16 protein-coding genes are annotated in these 17210 nt (G+C 28.1%); 4 read left to right on the forward strand and 12 right to left on the reverse strand.

The features are described 5' to 3' along the window. Window positions 1-245 precede the first annotated feature (245 nt). Entirely contained in the window at window positions 246-1745 is a 1500-nt protein-coding gene (gene spoVB / locus I4V51_RS12850; protein WP_195988834.1) for a stage V sporulation protein B, read from the forward strand. Between the two features lie 70 nt (window positions 1746-1815). Here spoVB and I4V51_RS12855 read toward each other — a convergent pair whose 3' ends face one another. The 5 genes from I4V51_RS12855 to I4V51_RS12875 all read right to left on the reverse strand — a co-directional run bounded on the left by I4V51_RS12855 (window position 1816) and on the right by I4V51_RS12875 (window position 8348). Next, complete coding sequence (locus I4V51_RS12855; protein ID WP_195988835.1) at window positions 1816-3420, reverse strand: polysaccharide biosynthesis protein; 1605 nt, start codon at window positions 3418-3420, stop codon at window positions 1816-1818. A gap of 20 nt (window positions 3421-3440) precedes the next feature. Further along, on the reverse strand, window positions 3441-4409 hold the full coding sequence (locus I4V51_RS12860) for an RluA family pseudouridine synthase (RefSeq protein WP_195988836.1): 969 nt from the start codon (window positions 4407-4409) through the stop codon (window positions 3441-3443). A 177-nt stretch (window positions 4410-4586) separates the two neighbouring features. Beyond that, a complete protein-coding gene (locus tag I4V51_RS12865) occupies window positions 4587-5771 on the reverse strand; it encodes a M20 family metallopeptidase (RefSeq protein ID WP_195988837.1) in 1185 nt (394 codons plus the stop codon). 129 nt (window positions 5772-5900) lie between these two features. Further along, the gene (locus I4V51_RS12870) at window positions 5901-6287 is read right to left on the reverse strand and encodes a hypothetical protein (protein ID WP_195988838.1); all 387 of its coding nucleotides are present in this window, start codon (window positions 6285-6287) and stop codon (window positions 5901-5903) included. 66 nt (window positions 6288-6353) lie between these two features. Further along, entirely contained in the window at window positions 6354-8348 is a 1995-nt protein-coding gene (locus I4V51_RS12875) for an ATP-dependent helicase (RefSeq protein ID WP_195988839.1), read from the reverse strand. A 123-nt stretch (window positions 8349-8471) separates the two neighbouring features. On the opposite strand from I4V51_RS12875, the gene I4V51_RS12880 reads away from it, so the two are divergent. After that, a complete protein-coding gene (locus I4V51_RS12880; RefSeq protein WP_195988840.1) occupies window positions 8472-9938 on the forward strand; it encodes a nicotinate phosphoribosyltransferase in 1467 nt (488 codons plus the stop codon). Window positions 9939-9983: 45 nt separating this feature from the next. Here the strand turns inward: I4V51_RS12880 and I4V51_RS12885 are convergent, their stop codons facing one another. Continuing rightward, window positions 9984-10208, reverse strand: coding sequence for a hypothetical protein (locus tag I4V51_RS12885; RefSeq protein ID WP_195988841.1), 225 nt, complete (start codon window positions 10206-10208; stop codon window positions 9984-9986). A 216-nt stretch (window positions 10209-10424) separates the two neighbouring features. Continuing rightward, window positions 10425-10751: a hypothetical protein gene (locus I4V51_RS12890; protein WP_195988842.1), complete on the reverse strand. Its 327-nt coding sequence runs from the start codon at window positions 10749-10751 to the stop codon at window positions 10425-10427. A 232-nt stretch (window positions 10752-10983) separates the two neighbouring features. Between I4V51_RS12890 and I4V51_RS12895 the strand changes: the two genes are divergently transcribed. Together I4V51_RS12895 and I4V51_RS12900 are read left to right on the forward strand one after the other, a co-directional pair. Next, entirely contained in the window at window positions 10984-11391 is a 408-nt protein-coding gene (locus I4V51_RS12895) for a Fur family transcriptional regulator (RefSeq protein ID WP_195988843.1), read from the forward strand. 74 nt (window positions 11392-11465) lie between these two features. Beyond that, window positions 11466-12389 carry a hypothetical protein gene (locus tag I4V51_RS12900; protein WP_195988844.1) on the forward strand — a complete coding sequence of 308 codons (924 nt, stop codon included), beginning with the start codon at window positions 11466-11468 and terminating at the stop codon, window positions 12387-12389. A 146-nt stretch (window positions 12390-12535) separates the two neighbouring features. Here I4V51_RS12900 and I4V51_RS12905 read toward each other — a convergent pair whose 3' ends face one another. The 5 genes from I4V51_RS12905 to lon form a co-directional block, all read right to left on the reverse strand. Next, window positions 12536-13042, reverse strand: coding sequence for a hypothetical protein (locus I4V51_RS12905; protein ID WP_195988845.1), 507 nt, complete (start codon window positions 13040-13042; stop codon window positions 12536-12538). 108 nt (window positions 13043-13150) lie between these two features. Beyond that, window positions 13151-13462: a hypothetical protein gene (locus I4V51_RS12910; protein ID WP_195988846.1), complete on the reverse strand. Its 312-nt coding sequence runs from the start codon at window positions 13460-13462 to the stop codon at window positions 13151-13153. Window positions 13463-13485: 23 nt separating this feature from the next. Next, complete coding sequence (locus tag I4V51_RS12915) at window positions 13486-13848, reverse strand: hypothetical protein (protein WP_243281506.1); 363 nt, start codon at window positions 13846-13848, stop codon at window positions 13486-13488. A 242-nt stretch (window positions 13849-14090) separates the two neighbouring features. Next, entirely contained in the window at window positions 14091-14690 is a 600-nt protein-coding gene (gene yihA / locus I4V51_RS12920) for a ribosome biogenesis GTP-binding protein YihA/YsxC (protein ID WP_195988848.1), read from the reverse strand. Beyond that, entirely contained in the window at window positions 14680-17010 is a 2331-nt protein-coding gene (gene lon / locus I4V51_RS12925; RefSeq protein ID WP_195988849.1) for an endopeptidase La, read from the reverse strand. The genes yihA and lon overlap by 11 nt, the downstream gene beginning before the upstream one ends. Window positions 17011-17210 lie beyond the last annotated feature (200 nt).

Genomic DNA, 17210 nt, shown 5'->3' on the forward strand with positions numbered 1-17210 from the left:
TAATAAAATATTACTTAATATTTAAATAATAGCTAGTTATATCATATTATCTTATTTTACCGAATAAGTATTAATGTACTTAGCTCTTAGCTTTAATAAACATATATTGTAATTAATTTTAAAATCTAACATCTAAATAGCTCTATACTTTATAAAACTGCAGTACTATCTTTATTTATATTTTGACTTTATAGAGCTATTTTTTACTGTAGGCTTATAAACTTTACTTAAGGAGGCAAATTATTTTGGGACAAGATAATTTTTTTAAAAACTCATTTTTCCTTACAGCATCAAATATTGCAACTGGAATTTTAGGCTTTATTTTTTCAATTTACTTAGCAGATATTGCAGGCCCGGAAGGTGTAGCTCTTTATGGCTTAGTAATGCCTATATATAATCTCTTTATTTGTTTAATGACAGCTGGAATAATCGCCGCTATATCTCAACGTGCTGCTATATATGAATCAAAGGGTGAATACAATAATTTATTTAAAACTATTCGTTCTGTCGCTTTTTTTAATATAATTTGGGCAATAGCTATAGGCCTGATAGTCTTTTTTCTAGCTCCATACATAAGTCAATATGGAATTAAAGATCCAAGAACTATAAATGCCATAAAGGTAACTTGTCCAGCAATGGTTTTTATAGCACTTTCTAATATTTTAAAGGGATTTTTTTATGGATCTTCTAAAATAAAGGTTCCTGCAGTTATAGATATTTCTGAAAAAGCCATGAGAATAATAACAATAACCTTATTAATATGGATTTTTCACGCAAAAACTTTAGCATCAATTGTAACTTTAGCATATGTTTCATTAGCTTTAGGAGAGCTTCAAAGCTTGCTTTTACTTTATGGTTACTATAGATATACAGTAAATCGCATACCTCCTAGCTATGAAAAACCTGAAAGTAAAGCTCAGCTTCTATTTAATGTATTAATAATTTCATTACCACTTTGCTTAAATGGATTTCTTGGAAATGCATTTTCTACAATTTCAACTTTGATTGTACCTAGACAACTTGTAGCTTCAGGTTTAGATTATAGCTCTGCACTAAACTTAATTGGAAGATTTAATGGTATGGCATTAACTATAGTTACATTTCCTCTTATAGTTGTAAACTCTATAAATACATTATTAGTTCCAGACTTATCTCAAAGCATAAGTAATTCTGATTATTACAATGCTTCCGTTAGAATTAAAACTGTATTAAAAATTGCCTTTTTATTAGGAATGGCTACAACTGTTATATGCCAACTTATTCCGGAATCTCTAGGACAGATGTTCTATAAAAGAGATGATTTAGGATTATACATTAGACTTGCTTCTTTATCAGCACCTATTTTCTTTGTATCGAATACTATGTTTGGTATTTTAAATGGTCTTAATAGACAAAGTATTATTTTGAGAAACTCTATAATTGTTTCTATTGCTGAAATAGTCTGCCTTTATGTTTTTACAGCTATTCCTAGTATAAATATTTTTTCTTACGTTATAACTATATTTGTTACTTCAACTTTAGGATTAATAATAAATTTACACGAAGTAAATAAACATATTGAATTAAATTTATCTTTATTTAATATAATTATTTTCATACTTACAGGAATACTAGTTTACTTGATGCTTAATTTATTTACTACTAGACTTCTAGACGGATTATTTATAAGTAAAAATATTATAGTAATAGTTTTAACATTTTGCATTTTTGCTTATCTCAGCAGATTCGGACTTGAAGAAGACTAAATAAAATTAATTTTTAATAAAAAAAGATTCATTGTCTATAATAAGATAATGAATCTTTTATAATTTTATTTTACATATTTTTTCTTAAAAATCTTGGTAATAAAGTAAACAATCTTGGTGAAATCATATCTAAATCCTTCTTCTTTATTCCACCTAATAAAATCATAGTAATAAAATATACAGTACCACCAATAGCTATTAATATCATTGTAACTAAACTAGTTAAAAGTCTTCCACCTTCAAGTATATTCATTATTCTATTAATAGGAATTCTACATAAATAAATACTTAAAGCCATAACACAAGATGCCATGAAAGGAATAATACCTAATTTAATTATAGGAATTCTCATTTTAAATATTTTTCTTAATCTAATATGATTTATTATAACAGGAACAAGGAATGCAAAGAAGCTTGCAAAAACTGCCCCTAATATATTAACATCTTTCATTCCAACTAATATATAATTAATAACAAATTTTATTATAATACTTAAGAAAGCTGTACTTAATACTAAATATAGTTTATTTATTCCTTGAAGAATTGTATTTTGAATAGCAGAAAGTGCCATTAAAATTAACACAACTGATCCATACATTAATAATTGATATCCTTCTGTACTTCCATAAATCATTATATATACTTCTTTACTTAGCATAGATAATCCAATAGCTGCTGGAATTGTAATTAAATATGTTAATCTAAAGCTATATGCTATTTGTGATTTTAACTCTTTTTTCTTTTTCATTGTAAAAGCTTGAATTATTTTCGGAAAAACAGCTGCACTTAAAGCTGTAACAATTGATAATGGAACATATAATAAGGTATTATAACAACCTAAAATTCCAAACAACTCTTCTGCCTTACTATCAACAAATCCAGCAAAAAGAAGTCTTCCCTTTACATTAATAGTGTCTATCATTCCACTAGAATTTTGTAGAGCAGCAACTAATATAATAGGAACTCCATAATTAATAAGCTTTTTTAGAATTTTTCTATCACTAATATGTTTTTCAGCTTTATTTTCCTCTTCTGCCTTTTCTGAAAATCTTTTTCTATCATAAACTACAAGTATAAATATAAGTGCTACAACCGCACCTATAGTAGTACCAACAGTTCCCCCTGCACTTCCCCATTCAATACTTATATTGATAAAAATAACTGCAAAAATTAAACTTAGTACTACATTTACAATTTGTTCTACAACTTGTGATATAGCTAGAGTTTTCATTTCTTCAATTCCTTGAAGATAGCCTCTATATGTAGCTAATATACAACTAAAAAATACTGTTGGAGCTAGAAACATTAATGACAAAGTTACATTATCCCATTTGGTTAGTCTTGCAATCGGTTCTATAAGTACTATAAACCCAATTGTAATTATTGCTCCAATTATAGCTAAATACCTTCTTGCCAATTTCATAGCCCTTAATGCATCTTCTTCATGTCCTAATGCCCTTAATTCTGATACAACTTTTGCAACAGCTGGCTGAGCACCTAAGCTTGTAATGGCTAATATAAACACAAAATAACTATAACTTGCATTATATATTCCTATTCCCTGTTTACCAATTATAGCTCTTAATAATGGTATATATGCAGCTGAAAGTATTTTTACTAATATCCCAGCCACAGATAAGATAAGAAAACTACGCCCCACTGACTTCTCTTCCATAACATTCCCCTTTATACGTTCTATATACTAAATTTAAATACATCCTTCTTTATCTTTTTAAACATTGGTGGGAGTGCTTCTGCAATGGTTTTATTTTTTAAATACTCTAACTTCCCATCTGCTCCTTTAAATATAAGTTTATACGCATAAAGGAACTGATAATTTAATCCGAATTTATTATCAAAGAATGAATTTAACTTTCTATCTCCATACTTAAAATCTCCTATTATAGGATTTCCTAAATGAGTTAAATGAGCTCTTATTTGATGACTTCTTCCTGTAATAAGGTCAATTTCAAGTAATGAGTATGCCCCATTAGTTTGAACTGTCTTTACTTCCATAGCAATTTCTTTTGTGTTAGGTCTTTTCTCATCAAAAACTTTTGATATATTTTCATTTTCATTTTTAGAAATATATCCTTTATATATTCCATCTCTTATTTTTCCTTTAACTAAAGCATTATAATACTTCTTTACATTACCTTCTCTTATCATTTCATTCATTGTTCTTAATGCTTCAAAATTCTTTCCAAATATAACAACACCAGAAGTATTTCTATCTAATCTATTACACGGTGCTGGAGTAAATGTCTTTTCCTTTTCTGGTAAGTAATCACCTTTTCCATGTAAATATGATAATACATAATCCGTAAGTGAAGGCTCTGCACCCTTTTGATCTGGATGAACTAAAACACCAGGCCATTTTTCAACTATTAATATATTTTCATCTTCATATGTAACCATAAGCCCACTATAATTTACTTTTATAAATGAATCTTCTTTTTTCTCTTGTTTGCTTTGAAGGTATCTTATTTCGATAACATCGCCTAATTCTAAAGAATAATTTTCTTTCTTTTTAACTCCATTTACTCTTATGTCACCCTTTCTTAATGCTTTAAAAATAGCACTTAAAGGTACATCCTTTAAATATTTTCTCAAAAACTTATCTAGTCTTTGCCCTGCCTCATTTGTTCCTATTTCAATTTTCAAAAAATCAACTCCTATATTATGTATATGAAACAACTCCTCTTTAAATCAGAGTTGTAAATTCATCTTGCTAAATCGAAGATTTAGAGATTCATTTATGAAACAACTCTTCTTTAAGTCAGAGTTATAAATTCATCATCTTTTGACAATTTCCCATTTTATTAGATTAATATTATTTTTTTAAGTTGTCAAATAATTTATAGCAACTTCACATTGAATTGCTACTCCAATAGGCAATGCATCTTCGTCTATATCAAATAAACTATTATGTGCTGGATGTATTATTCCTTTTTTCTCATTTCTAATTCCCAGGAAATAAAATACTGATGGTACTTCATTTGCAAAATACGCAAAACTTTCTACTCCTAATTTAGGATTTTTTTGTACTTTAACATTTTCAGAACCTATAATATTTTTTGCAGAAGTCTCTAGTATTTCAACCATATTATCATCATTATATAAACAAGGATATGATTCTTCTATCTCAATTTCTGCACTACCTCTGAAAGTTGTACAAATTCCATTTACAATTTCTTTTAATCTTCTTTTAGCAAATTCTCTATCTTCATTTGTCATAGTTCTTATTATTCCACCTAGCTTTACCTCACTAGGAATTATATTTTGTGCTGTTCCACCATGTATGCTACCTATTGTAACAACTGCAGGATTTACAGGCTTTATTTCTCTGCTAACGATACTTTGCAGAGAAGTAATAACATGACTTGCCATAACTATTGGGTCAACCGCTGTATCTGGGTAAGCCCCATGTCCACCTGATCCCTTTATTGTAATAGTAAATGGATTAGATGCAGCATTTACTGTACCTCTTCTAACCATTATCATTCCTGCATCTAATATTTCTTCAACATGCAAACCACACATAACATCAACAGCAGGATCTTTTAAAACACCTTCTGCTATCATAACTTTTGCTCCTCCAGTAGTTTCCTCTGCAGGCTCAAATATTAATTTTATAGTTCCATTAAATTTATCTTTATTTTTATTTAATAGCTTTGCTGCACCTAATAAAATAGTTGTATGTCCATCATGTCCACAAGCATGCATTTTCCCACTAATCTTTGATGCATAGCTACAACTTTTTTTGTCTTGCATAGGTAATCCATCTATATCCGCTCTTAATCCTATTACCTTATCATTAACTCCTTCTTTAGTTCCTTTAATTATTCCACATACTCCCGTACCTGCAAACTCTTTAAACTCTATTCCTTCTTTAGTTAAAAATTCTTTTATAAATTTAGATGTATTAGTTTCTTCAAATCCTAATTCTGGATATTGATGCAGAGTTCTTCTTATCTCTATTAATTCTTCTTTTATACTATTTGCTTCTATATCAAAATTTTTCATAATTATAAAAACTTCTCCTAAAAAAATTTACAGGCTTATATTAAAAAATATAAGCCTATCTAGATTAATTATATAGTATGAACCCTGTTTATTCAAATACTTTGATATTCCTTCTAGTTTTTTCTTAATTTATCTTAGCATTTTTTCTAATTCATAAAGTCTAAATCTCTCTGGTTGTTGGAATTCTGCACCTGAAGACCTTTTTTCTATCAATTTCTTATATTCTTCAAATTGTGCATCTCCAAGTTTTTTTCTTATTACATTTAATTCACACTCCTGAACATATTCTCGTTCTTCTTGAGACAAAACTATATATTTATTTAACTTGGATATTATCTCATTTAAATTTTCTTTCTCTTCAGAAGTAATTAAATCATTATTTTTTTCAATAAATGATTCTATCTTTTTTCCCTCTTCAGGTGAATAAGCTAATACTAATTTATTAAAACAACCTAATCCTAAAGTAATAATAGTTGTAAATAAAACTAGCTTCATATATTTTTTATACTTTTCCATAACAAAGCCACCTTTTTTATATATTACATTTTTATTATTACCAATTTTATAAAATATTAATTAAAGTTATTTAATTAATATTACTAAGTTATTTTCCATTAATATTCTTAAAGAAAAACTTCTATCAATATCATTTTTAAATTCTAAGGTTATTTTATCCCCGGATATAGATTTAACTTTTCCATCTCCATATTCTCTATGAAAAATAGAATCTCCTTTCTTAATCCCATAATCAACTAAATTACTCTCCTCTTCTAAACCACTCTCTAAAACAAATCTTGATACATCACTAAATTTACCTCTTATAGTTTTAGGAGAAAATACATAGAGATTTTTAATAGCCCTAGTTATTGCAACATAGAAAAGTCTTCTTTCTTCTTCTAAATTTTCTTCAATTGATGACTTATGAGGAATAGTTTCTTCCATACAATTAATAATAAATACATTTTTAAATTCCATACCTTTTACACCATGTATTGTACTTAAAATTACTCCATCTTGAACCACTTTGCTTTTTTCTATTTCTTCTTTAACATTTTGTACATGTGATAAAAATTCTGCTATACTTCTAAACCCTTCTATTGCACCTTTAAACTCTTCTAATACATCTTCTAAATCATTAAAATTTTGATTATACTTATTTGAATATTCTCTAAGATAATCAATGTATCCAAGAGAAGATATTATATATTGCACAGCACTTCCTAATGAAATTTTATTCAAATATGCAATATCCTTTTTTAAATCATCTAACTTCTTAGCTTGAAACGGTGCAGTATCACTTTTATCTATAAGAATATCAAACACATTCTTATACTCTTTATAAGTTCCCACATAACTTAAATTACTTTTACTTATATACCTAAAAGGTTTGTTTATTATATTACTGAAAGCCTCCTTATTATAAGGATCTATAGACAGCATTAAATAATTTATAATATCTTTGCATATAAAATGTTCAAAAAAATTATATCCTTTATCTAATAAAACAAAAGGAACTTTTCTTCTTGTAAAGGTGTCAATTAAACTTCTAGCTTCCATATTAGTCCTATACAATATGGCATTATTACTATAATCTTCCCCAATAAAACCTTTAATAATATTAACAATTTCTTCACCTTGCAGAAACTCATTGTATGGCTTTATAAATCTAATAATTCCTTTTTCTGATTCAAAAGATAATATTTCCTTATTATTTCTTCCTAAATTATTAGTAATTAACTTCTTAGATATATCAATTATATTTTTTTTACTTCTATAATTTGTTGATAAATATACTTTTTTTCCATTAAGAAATGATTTATCAAATTCAACCATATACTCTGGTTTAGAACCTCTAAAAGAATATATACATTGATCTTCATCCCCTACTGCAAATAACTCATTTTCATCATTAATCATTTTTAAAAACTCTATTTGTAACTCATCACAATCTTGAAACTCATCAACTAGAACATATTTAAACAAACTTCTATATTTTTTTAATATATTTAAATTACTTTTTAATAAATATATTACTCTTACAGACAAATCATCAAAATCCCAAAGTTTTTCCTTTTCTTTCTGTTCCTCATATTTTTCATAACATTCCTTAAAAACTTCCATAGATATTGACGGAGAAAAATCTTCTAACTTTCCTAATGATGTTTTGAATAATGATATATTATTTAAAACATCTCTAACTTTATCATCATTTACATCATCAAAATATTTTCCTAATACATTTTTTACTATCCCATGCCCTTTACCACCATCTATTATTTTTATATCAAATCCTTCTCTTAATAAAATCTTATAAAACAACCCATGGAAGGTTCCAAAAAAGGGTGCAATATCCTTTTTAAAAATATTTTTATATCTATACCTCATATTTTCAGCAGCTGCTCTAGTAAATGTTATAACAATTATATTTCCAACTCTTACATCTCTTTCTTCAATTAAATAATTGACCCTATTTATTATAACTGTTGTTTTCCCACTTCCAGGAGCTGCTACTACCAATACATTTTTATCCTTAGTATTTATTGCTTTCATTTGGTAATTGTCTAACTCTATCTTCATATGTGCTCCTTAAATTTAATATACTTTAATTATTACCACTATTATAATACAAATAACTATATTGTAATAATTTATATATAGATGTACAATATCTTTAGGTATTTTTCAATAAAGGAGATAAAAATGGAAAATTTAATGAGATTTGACGTTACTAACGAAAGAAATCTTACAATGCTTGTAGATTTTTACGAATTAACAATGGCTAATGGATACTTTAATAAAGGAGTACAAAATAGAATAGCATATTTTGATATGTATTTCAGAAGAGTACCTGATGGTGGTGGATACTGTGTTATGGCCGGAGTTGATCAACTTATTCAATATTTAAATAATTTATCATTTACTGAAGGAGATATTAAATATTTAGAAGAAAAAAATATTTTTTCACAAGAATTTATAGATTACTTAAGAAACTTTAAGTTCGAATGTGATGTTTGGGCTATACCTGAAGGAAACCCTGTTTTCCCTAATCAACCCTTAGTAACAGTTAGAGGTCCTGTGGTACAAGCTCAATTTGTTGAAACAATGATACTTTTAACTATAAACCATCAAACATTAATAGCTACTAAGGCAAATAGAATTTGTAGAGCTGCTGATGGACGAACTGTTATGGAATTTGGCTCTAGACGTGCACAAGGTTATGATGGTGCTATATATGGTGCAAGAGCTTCTATAATAGGTGGCTGTGATTCTACAGCATGTACAATTGCCGATAAATACTTCAATGTGCCAGCAGTTGGTACAATGGCTCATAGCTGGGTTCAACTATTCGATACTGAATACGAAGCTTTTGAAGCCTGGGCACAAACATATCCTGATAATTGCTCTTTATTAATAGATACTTATAATGTTCTTAAATCAGGACTACCTAACGCTATTAAGGTTTTTGATAATATTTTAAAACCTCTTGGCAAGAGACCAAAAGGAATAAGAATTGATTCTGGAGATATAACTTATTTAACTAAAAAATGTAGAAAAATACTTGATGCTGCTGGCTATAGCGATTGTAAAATAATTGTATCTAATTCTTTAGATGAACATATAATCAGAGATGTTCTTTCACAAGGGGCTTGTATAGATGCATTTGGAGTTGGTGAAAGATTAATAACAGCTAAATCTGAACCTGTATTTGGTGGTGTTTATAAACTTGTCGCTGTTGAAAAAGACTCAACAATAATTCCTAAAATAAAGATTAGCGAAAATAGCGAAAAAATAACTAATCCTGGATTCAAGAAAGTATACAGATTATTTGATAAAAACAATCACACTGCAATAGCTGACATTATTTCTCTAAACAATGAAAGTATTGATGAAAATTCAGAACTTGAAATATTCGATCCGATTCATACATGGAAAAGAAAAAAGATAAATAACTTCTATGCAAAAGAATTATTAGTTCAGATTTTTGAAAAAGGTGAACAAGTATACTCTTCACCTTCAGTATTAGAAATTAAAGATTTTTCTAAAAAAGAAATATCTAAATTATGGCCTGAAATTTTAAGATTTGAAAACCCTCATACTTATTATGTAGATCTTTCTCAAAAGCTTTGGAACTTAAAACAAGAACTTTTAATGGAAAATAATCATTAAAAAATAATAGTCACTGATACCTTTTTACTTCAGTGACTATTATACTTATTCATCCTTATATCCAACATAGGATGGAATCATATATTCGAAATTTGAATCTTGCGAATATATAAAATCATCATCAATAATTTCTTTAAAAATAACCTTTTCTCCAACTAAATGTTCTACAAAAGGACAAAGCTCATCGTTGTTTCTACCCGGACTCATTGGACACTCATTACTACAACTTACCCTCTCCTTCTTGCTTGACCAAAATGGACATTTACTCATAACCCATACCCCCACCTTATCTGTAAACGAAATCACAAGGCTATTATATAACATATTTATACATAAATAAACCCTTATCCCATTTTTATAATGTTTATACTATTTATTTATAATATAACATATTTTCTCATTAAATCAATATTTTTATATTTTTTTGATAAAAAAATATCAATTTCTCCATAGAAGAAATTGATATTTAAATATCTCATATTAAAATTATTTTACTGCAGAGTTTTTAACAACTGATATCTTAATTATTTCGTTTTGGAATGCTTTTAATAAAGCTTTTTCTAAAACTTTTTGTTGATCGAAGTTTTCAATATCTCTACACTCAGCAAATACTTTATTTAATTCTCCATCAACATTAGTATATGTTAATGTAACATATGGTTTATCGTATTCAACCTTTATGATTTTTAATCCCCAAGAAATTTGAGCATAATCTCCATCAACTGTTAACTTAGTTAAAGACTTTAATTTTTCATTTTCAGCGTTTGGATCATTAATTATTAATAGTTCATCGCCTACTTTATATTTTGCCATATACTTTATCCTCCTTATATCAACATTAATTATAAATTATATTTTATACAATTAATAATTAATGTATTAAATATGTAATTATTAATTCTTACTCTTCTTATAAAATATCATAATGTATATAATTTTACAATGAAATTTTAATAAGTTTAAGTTATCAATTAATAAATGTTATTGACAAATAATTATAATTTTTAATATAATGTTATTAAATAAATATAGGATGGTGTACCTTATGGAAGATATAATTCTAACCTTTAAAGAAAAAAAGCTTAAATTAACACCCCAAAGACTAGCTGTTTATCAATACTTAAAAAGCACTAGTGAACATCCTTCAGCTGAAACTATTTATAAATCTTTACAACCAAGTTACCCTACTATGAGTTTAGCCACTGTATATAAAACCTTAAAAACTCTAGTAGAAATTGGACTTGTACAAGAATTAAATGTTGGTGAAGGTAATTTTAGATATGATGGTAATTGCAGCGAGCATGGTCATATACAATGTATTACTTGTGGTAAAGTAGATGATTTGCACGATGTTGATTTTTCTCCATTAAATAAAATGGTTGAAGAAAATACTCAATATAAAGTTAAATGGAATAAGCTTTTCTTTTATGGCTTATGTAAAGAATGTCAGTAGAATATCTACTGGCTTTTTTTATTATATACGTATTTATTACCTCATATCAACATATACTTAACTGAGGTGATACTATGTTCAATTTTATAAAATTAAAAAAGAATTTTTTTATAGCATTAATTGTTGCTATTTTTATAATATGTACAAGTATACATATTATAAGTAATACATATTCTAAAAATACGCAAACTATCTCTAATAAAACTCTTGACGATACTAAAGAATATGACTTTGATTGTGATGGTGAAAATGATCAATTAACCGTTATATCAACCAATTCAACATATTCTATAAAAATAAAAAATTCCTTTGGAGAAATATTATTAAAAAGCAATGAATTTGATTACTCTCTATTAGATATAACCTCTTCCTGTAATATAAATATTTCATACTTAGATTTAAATAGAAACAAAATCCCTGAATTGATTATTAGTGGTTTTAAAAATAACAAACCTACTTTTTATATATTCCAATGGGTAGATACTATGTTTCAAGAAGTAATATTTTCTCAAAATAACATTTTAGGAATTCTCGACTATAATAATTCAAGAACGCCCAAGATCTATACAACAAACTCCACTACTGGCGACAAAGGTACCAACGGATATATACTAAATTCACACTCTTTAAAAGATATTACATTTAGCAATCCTAAAATTCCGTCTCTTGGAAACATACAAACACTTATAAATATTGTTGAAGCTGATTATGAGTTAGATGATGCACCAGATATATTTACTTCATATATTCCTAGCAAAGAATTAGGTATATTGTGGAACTTAGATAAATCGACTTACAGATATTCATTTCAAAAAGGCTATTTCTACGATATTTCATGGGATGACTCAGGAAAAGCTACTGCACTATATTGGATTCTTTCTTTTGAAAAAGTTAATTTTACTGATTCAAACAAAAAAATAGAAGAACTTACTCTACATGTAAAAGCTGAGTTAGACGAATTAGACGAATATAAAATCTCTTCAATAATTAAGTACTAATAAAAGGCCGCTATAAAAGCGGCCTAAAAGGGGGATGGGGGGGTTTAGCTTTAATGAAGATTTCTCTTCATTTGCTATAGGAGAATACTCTCCGGTACAGTAATAGTATTAACCTTTCTCTTAATTTTATTCACTTATTATTAATATTACTCATCAAACGCTCCATCATTATACATCAAAATTATCTTATCTATAAAAGCTCCTCTTTCTCCATTTACAATACTCCTAATAGCCTTTAACATTTGTATATTTTCATCATTTCTATCAATTTTCCCATCTAATATATCATTATTAACAACTTCACTAGCTTCCTCTTCATAATTATCTGATTCTTTATCAAAATTCCTTCCATTAGAATTTTGATTCATGGAGCTTCCCATCGGATTCATAGACCCCATTAAATTTCCTAAATTCAAATTATTAAAATCAAATCCTTGTGTATTCATAGACTGTAATAAACTGTTTATTTGATTCATGTCTATATTACCAAACATGCTGCTTAATAATTGATTAGGATTTATTCCAAATGGTCCATTATTATATGTTTGCCTATTATTCATATTCGCATTATTATTCATATTCGCATTATTTCTATTTTCATTTGCAGCTTCACGCCTAGTATCGGCTCTGCTTTTATGCTTACGCTTAGACATATAATTTCCTCCAATTAATTTCTTTACTCCATTATATGTAATTAAATAATATATGTTTATAATTTAGGACATTTTTTTGGAGGGTCATAAGACCCTCCATCCTCTTAACTAGCAGCAGCAGTTACTTTCACAGCAACAGTTGTTTCCTACGTTATTATTTCCTCCAAATAGGCTACCATAGGATCCACCACATAGTAAGAATAATAAGATTATTAGATATGAGCAGTTGTTATTAAGAAGTCCTGAACCACAAGCAATTAATAAGAATATAATTGGTGCTACACAATTATTTAATCCACCAAATATATTTCCACATCCTCCTGCATTATTTGCTACAGCATTATTGCAGCAAGGTTCACAACAACAAGGTTCACAACAACATTCTTGGCAACAACATTTATTGTGTTTTTTCTTTGACATAACTATTCCTCCTTCCTACTAAATTATACTAGGCCAGCATAAGGTACTGCGTTATTTCCGCATCCAAAGCTACCATTACATAAGAATAGGATAACTAGCAAGAATAAATATCCTCCACCACAATTTCCTAATCCACCAAAGAAACCATTATTTGCAGTATTTCCTGCGCAACAACAATTACTACTTGTGTTACATCCACATCCAGTGTTTCCAGCGTATCCGCCACATCCACCTTGTCCAGCATAGAATAAAATTAATAATATCCAGATCCAGCTTCCAAAGCCGCATCCTAAATTACCATTACCTCCAAAGCCATTACAGCCTTGATCTACTGGAGGATAGCTTGGACATTCAATGTCATTTAATTCATCAATCATATCATGCATACTAGGCATATTAACATTCCTCCTAAGGATTTGATTTTTTTGTTTTTATACTATATACTATTCTTCTCAATGTTATTTGACACCATTTTCATCTTTTTCATGATATTTTTTTCTTAAAATTTCTTAATTTTAATTTTGATGCCTCCCTAACATTTCCCCTCTCTACTAATTATTCTAAATAGCTATTAAATGTGATAATTTTTATAAAAAAAATAGCTACCCTTATTGGGTAGCTATTTCATTTATGCTTGTGCTTCTTCTGATAAATCCTCAAATATATTGTTTATCAGCTCATCTTTTCCTTTTTTATTTAAAGATGAGAAGAAGTAAAATTTATCTGTACTTCCAAGCCCTAATGTTTCTTTTATTAACTTTCTACTTTTTCCAAGATCATTATTAGAAAGTTTATCACTCTTTGTTGCTATAACTATACAATCATAATCAAAGTGTTTAATCCATTCATACATCATGACATCATCAGCTGTAGGTTTATGTCTTGAATCAACTAAAAGTATAACTCTCTTTAATTCTTCCCTATCTGTTAGATACATTTCAATAGTTTTTCCCCAGCTTTCTTTTTCCTTTTTAGATACCTTAGCATATCCATACCCAGGTAAATCTACTAGATAAAAATCATCATTTATCAAGAAAAAGTTTATAAGCCTTGTCTTACCAGGTGTTTGAGATACCTTAGCAAGTTTTTTTCTGTTTGTTAAAGCGTTTATTATAGAACTCTTACCTACATTAGATCTTCCAACAAAGGCAATTTCATTTCTACCATCAATTGGGTATTGATTTCTCTTAACAGCAGATATAATAAACTCAGATTTTTTAATTATCAATTTTATCAACTCCGATTAATGCATTTTGTAATACTTCTTCAACGTTATCAGCAAATATTAAATCTAATTTACCTTTAATTGAAGCAGGTATTTCATCTACATTCTTTTTATTTTCTTTTGGTAAAATAATTGTATTAATTCCTATTCTATGTGCTGCTAAACATTTTTCTTTAACACCACCAATAGCTAATACCCTTCCTGTTAAAGTAACTTCTCCAGTCATAGCTATATTTCCCTTTACCTTATTTTTTGATAAAGCAGATACTAATGCAGTAACTATTGTTACACCTGCAGAAGGTCCATCTTTAGGAACAGCCCCTTCGGGAACATGGATATGGACATCATTTTTCTTGTAGAAATCTTCAGGTATGCCATATTTATCGCTATTAGCTCTTACATAACTATATGCAGCCTTAGCAGATTCCTGCATTACCGAACCTAATTGTCCAGTTAATTCTAGTTTACCATTTCCTTTCATAACTGCAACTTCAACTGGTAAAGTATCTCCACCATATGCAGTCCAAGCAAGTCCAGTAACCACTCCAATTTTATCATCTTTTTCTTCATTTTCAAATTCAAACACAACTGGACCTAAATACTTTTCTAACTTACTTGTAGAAACTGTTAAACTCTTTTTCTTACTTTTAATTAATTCAGTAATAGCTTTTCTAATAACCTTATTAATTTGTCTTTCTAAAGTTCTAACCCCTGATTCTCTAGTATATCCATTTACTATTTCTTTTATAGTATTATCAGAAATTTTTATTGTTTTTTCATCAACACCATACTCTTCCATAGCCCTTTTAAGCAGATGATTTTTAGCAATATTGAACTTTTCTTCATAAGTATATCCTGATACCTGAATTATTTCCATTCTATCAAGTAAAGCTCTAGGTATAGTATCTAAAGAATTTGCAGTTGTTATGAATAAAACATTTGATAAGTCAATTTCAACTTCCATAAATGCATCTCTGAAAGCCTTATTTTGATTTTGATCTAAAACTTCCAATAATGCATCTGCTGGATTACCCTTATAGTCTGAACTTAATTTATCAATTTCATCTAATAAAATCAATGGATTACTTACTTTAGCCTCTTTTAAGGCATAAACCAATCTCCCTGGCATTGCACCTATATAAGTTCTTCTATGCCCTCTTATTTCAGCCTCATCACGAACTCCACCTAAAGAAATTCTTACAAATTTTTTATTTAATGATTTAGCTACTGATTTAGCTATAGAACTTTTCCCTACTCCCGGTGGCCCAACCAAACATAAAATAGGTCCTTTTAAAGATTTAGTATATTGCTTCACTGCTAAATATTCTAAAATTCTTTCTTTAACTTCTTCTAATCCATAATGTTCTTCATCAAGTATTTTAGAAGCCTTTTCTATATCAAAAGAATCCTTAGTACACTTATTCCAAGGTAATGCAACTACCCAATCTAAATAACTTCTAATGCTATTTCCCTCACTTGAGTTAGATGATTTTAGCCTTGATAGCTCATATTCTGCTTTTTCTCTAACTTCCTTTGGCATTTTAAGCTTCTTTAATTGTTCGGTATATTTATTTATCTCTCTTTTTTCTTCATCTTCTCCAAGCTCTTCTTGAATAGCTTTTATTTGCTCTCTTAAGAAATATTCTTTATTACTTTTATCAAGCTTAGTTTTTACTTTATTTCCTATCTCTTTTTCAATTTGAATTATTTGTATTTCTTCATCGATAAAGACAAGTAGCTTTTCTATTCTTTCATGAACATTGATAGTTTCTAATATTAATTGCTTCTTTTCGTCCTCTAGTTGTATATAAGCTGCAATTAAATCTGTAACTTTACCTAAATTCTTTTCTTGCTCCATCATTTGAAGAACTTTACTATCATCACCTTCTGTCACATGTATATATGCAGCAAATGCCTTACCAAGCTGATTTCTAAAGGCTAAATCTTCATTAGTTTCAACCTCTTTTTCCGATTCTGATATTTTTTCGATAATCCCCCTAAGATGATTATCCTTTTCTTCAAATTCTAACAGTGTAGCTCTTTCTATTCCTTCAACTAATACTCTTGTAGTTCCTTTTGGAAGCTTAAGTATTTGCTTTATTTTACATATAGTTCCTATTGAGTACATGTCCTCTTTTTCAGTTGGCAACTCAACTTCTGGATCTTTTTGTGTAACTAAAAATATTTTACCCTCTTGTAGCATTGCTTCCTCTAATGAAGCAATAGACTTTTCTCTACCAATATCAAAATGTATAATCATATTGGGAAAAATAGTAATACCTCTAAGAGGAATTAACGGTAATAAAATTGAATCTGTATTCATTTTCCCCCTCCATTCTAAAGACTATCTTATTAATACATTTAACTTTTCCATTATACACATAAATACATCTTTTTTCAACTTCATACACCAAATATCTAAATTACGAAGCAAAATAAAAGTTAAGGTGGAAATTATACATTCACCTCTTAGAATAAGGGGGTATCCTTTTAAAATTAGCTAAGCATTATTCAAAAAAACTT

It is taken from the genome of Clostridium sp. D53t1_180928_C8 (assembly GCF_015667795.1).
In the GTDB taxonomy this organism is placed as follows: Bacteria; Bacillota; Clostridia; order Clostridiales; family Clostridiaceae; genus Clostridium.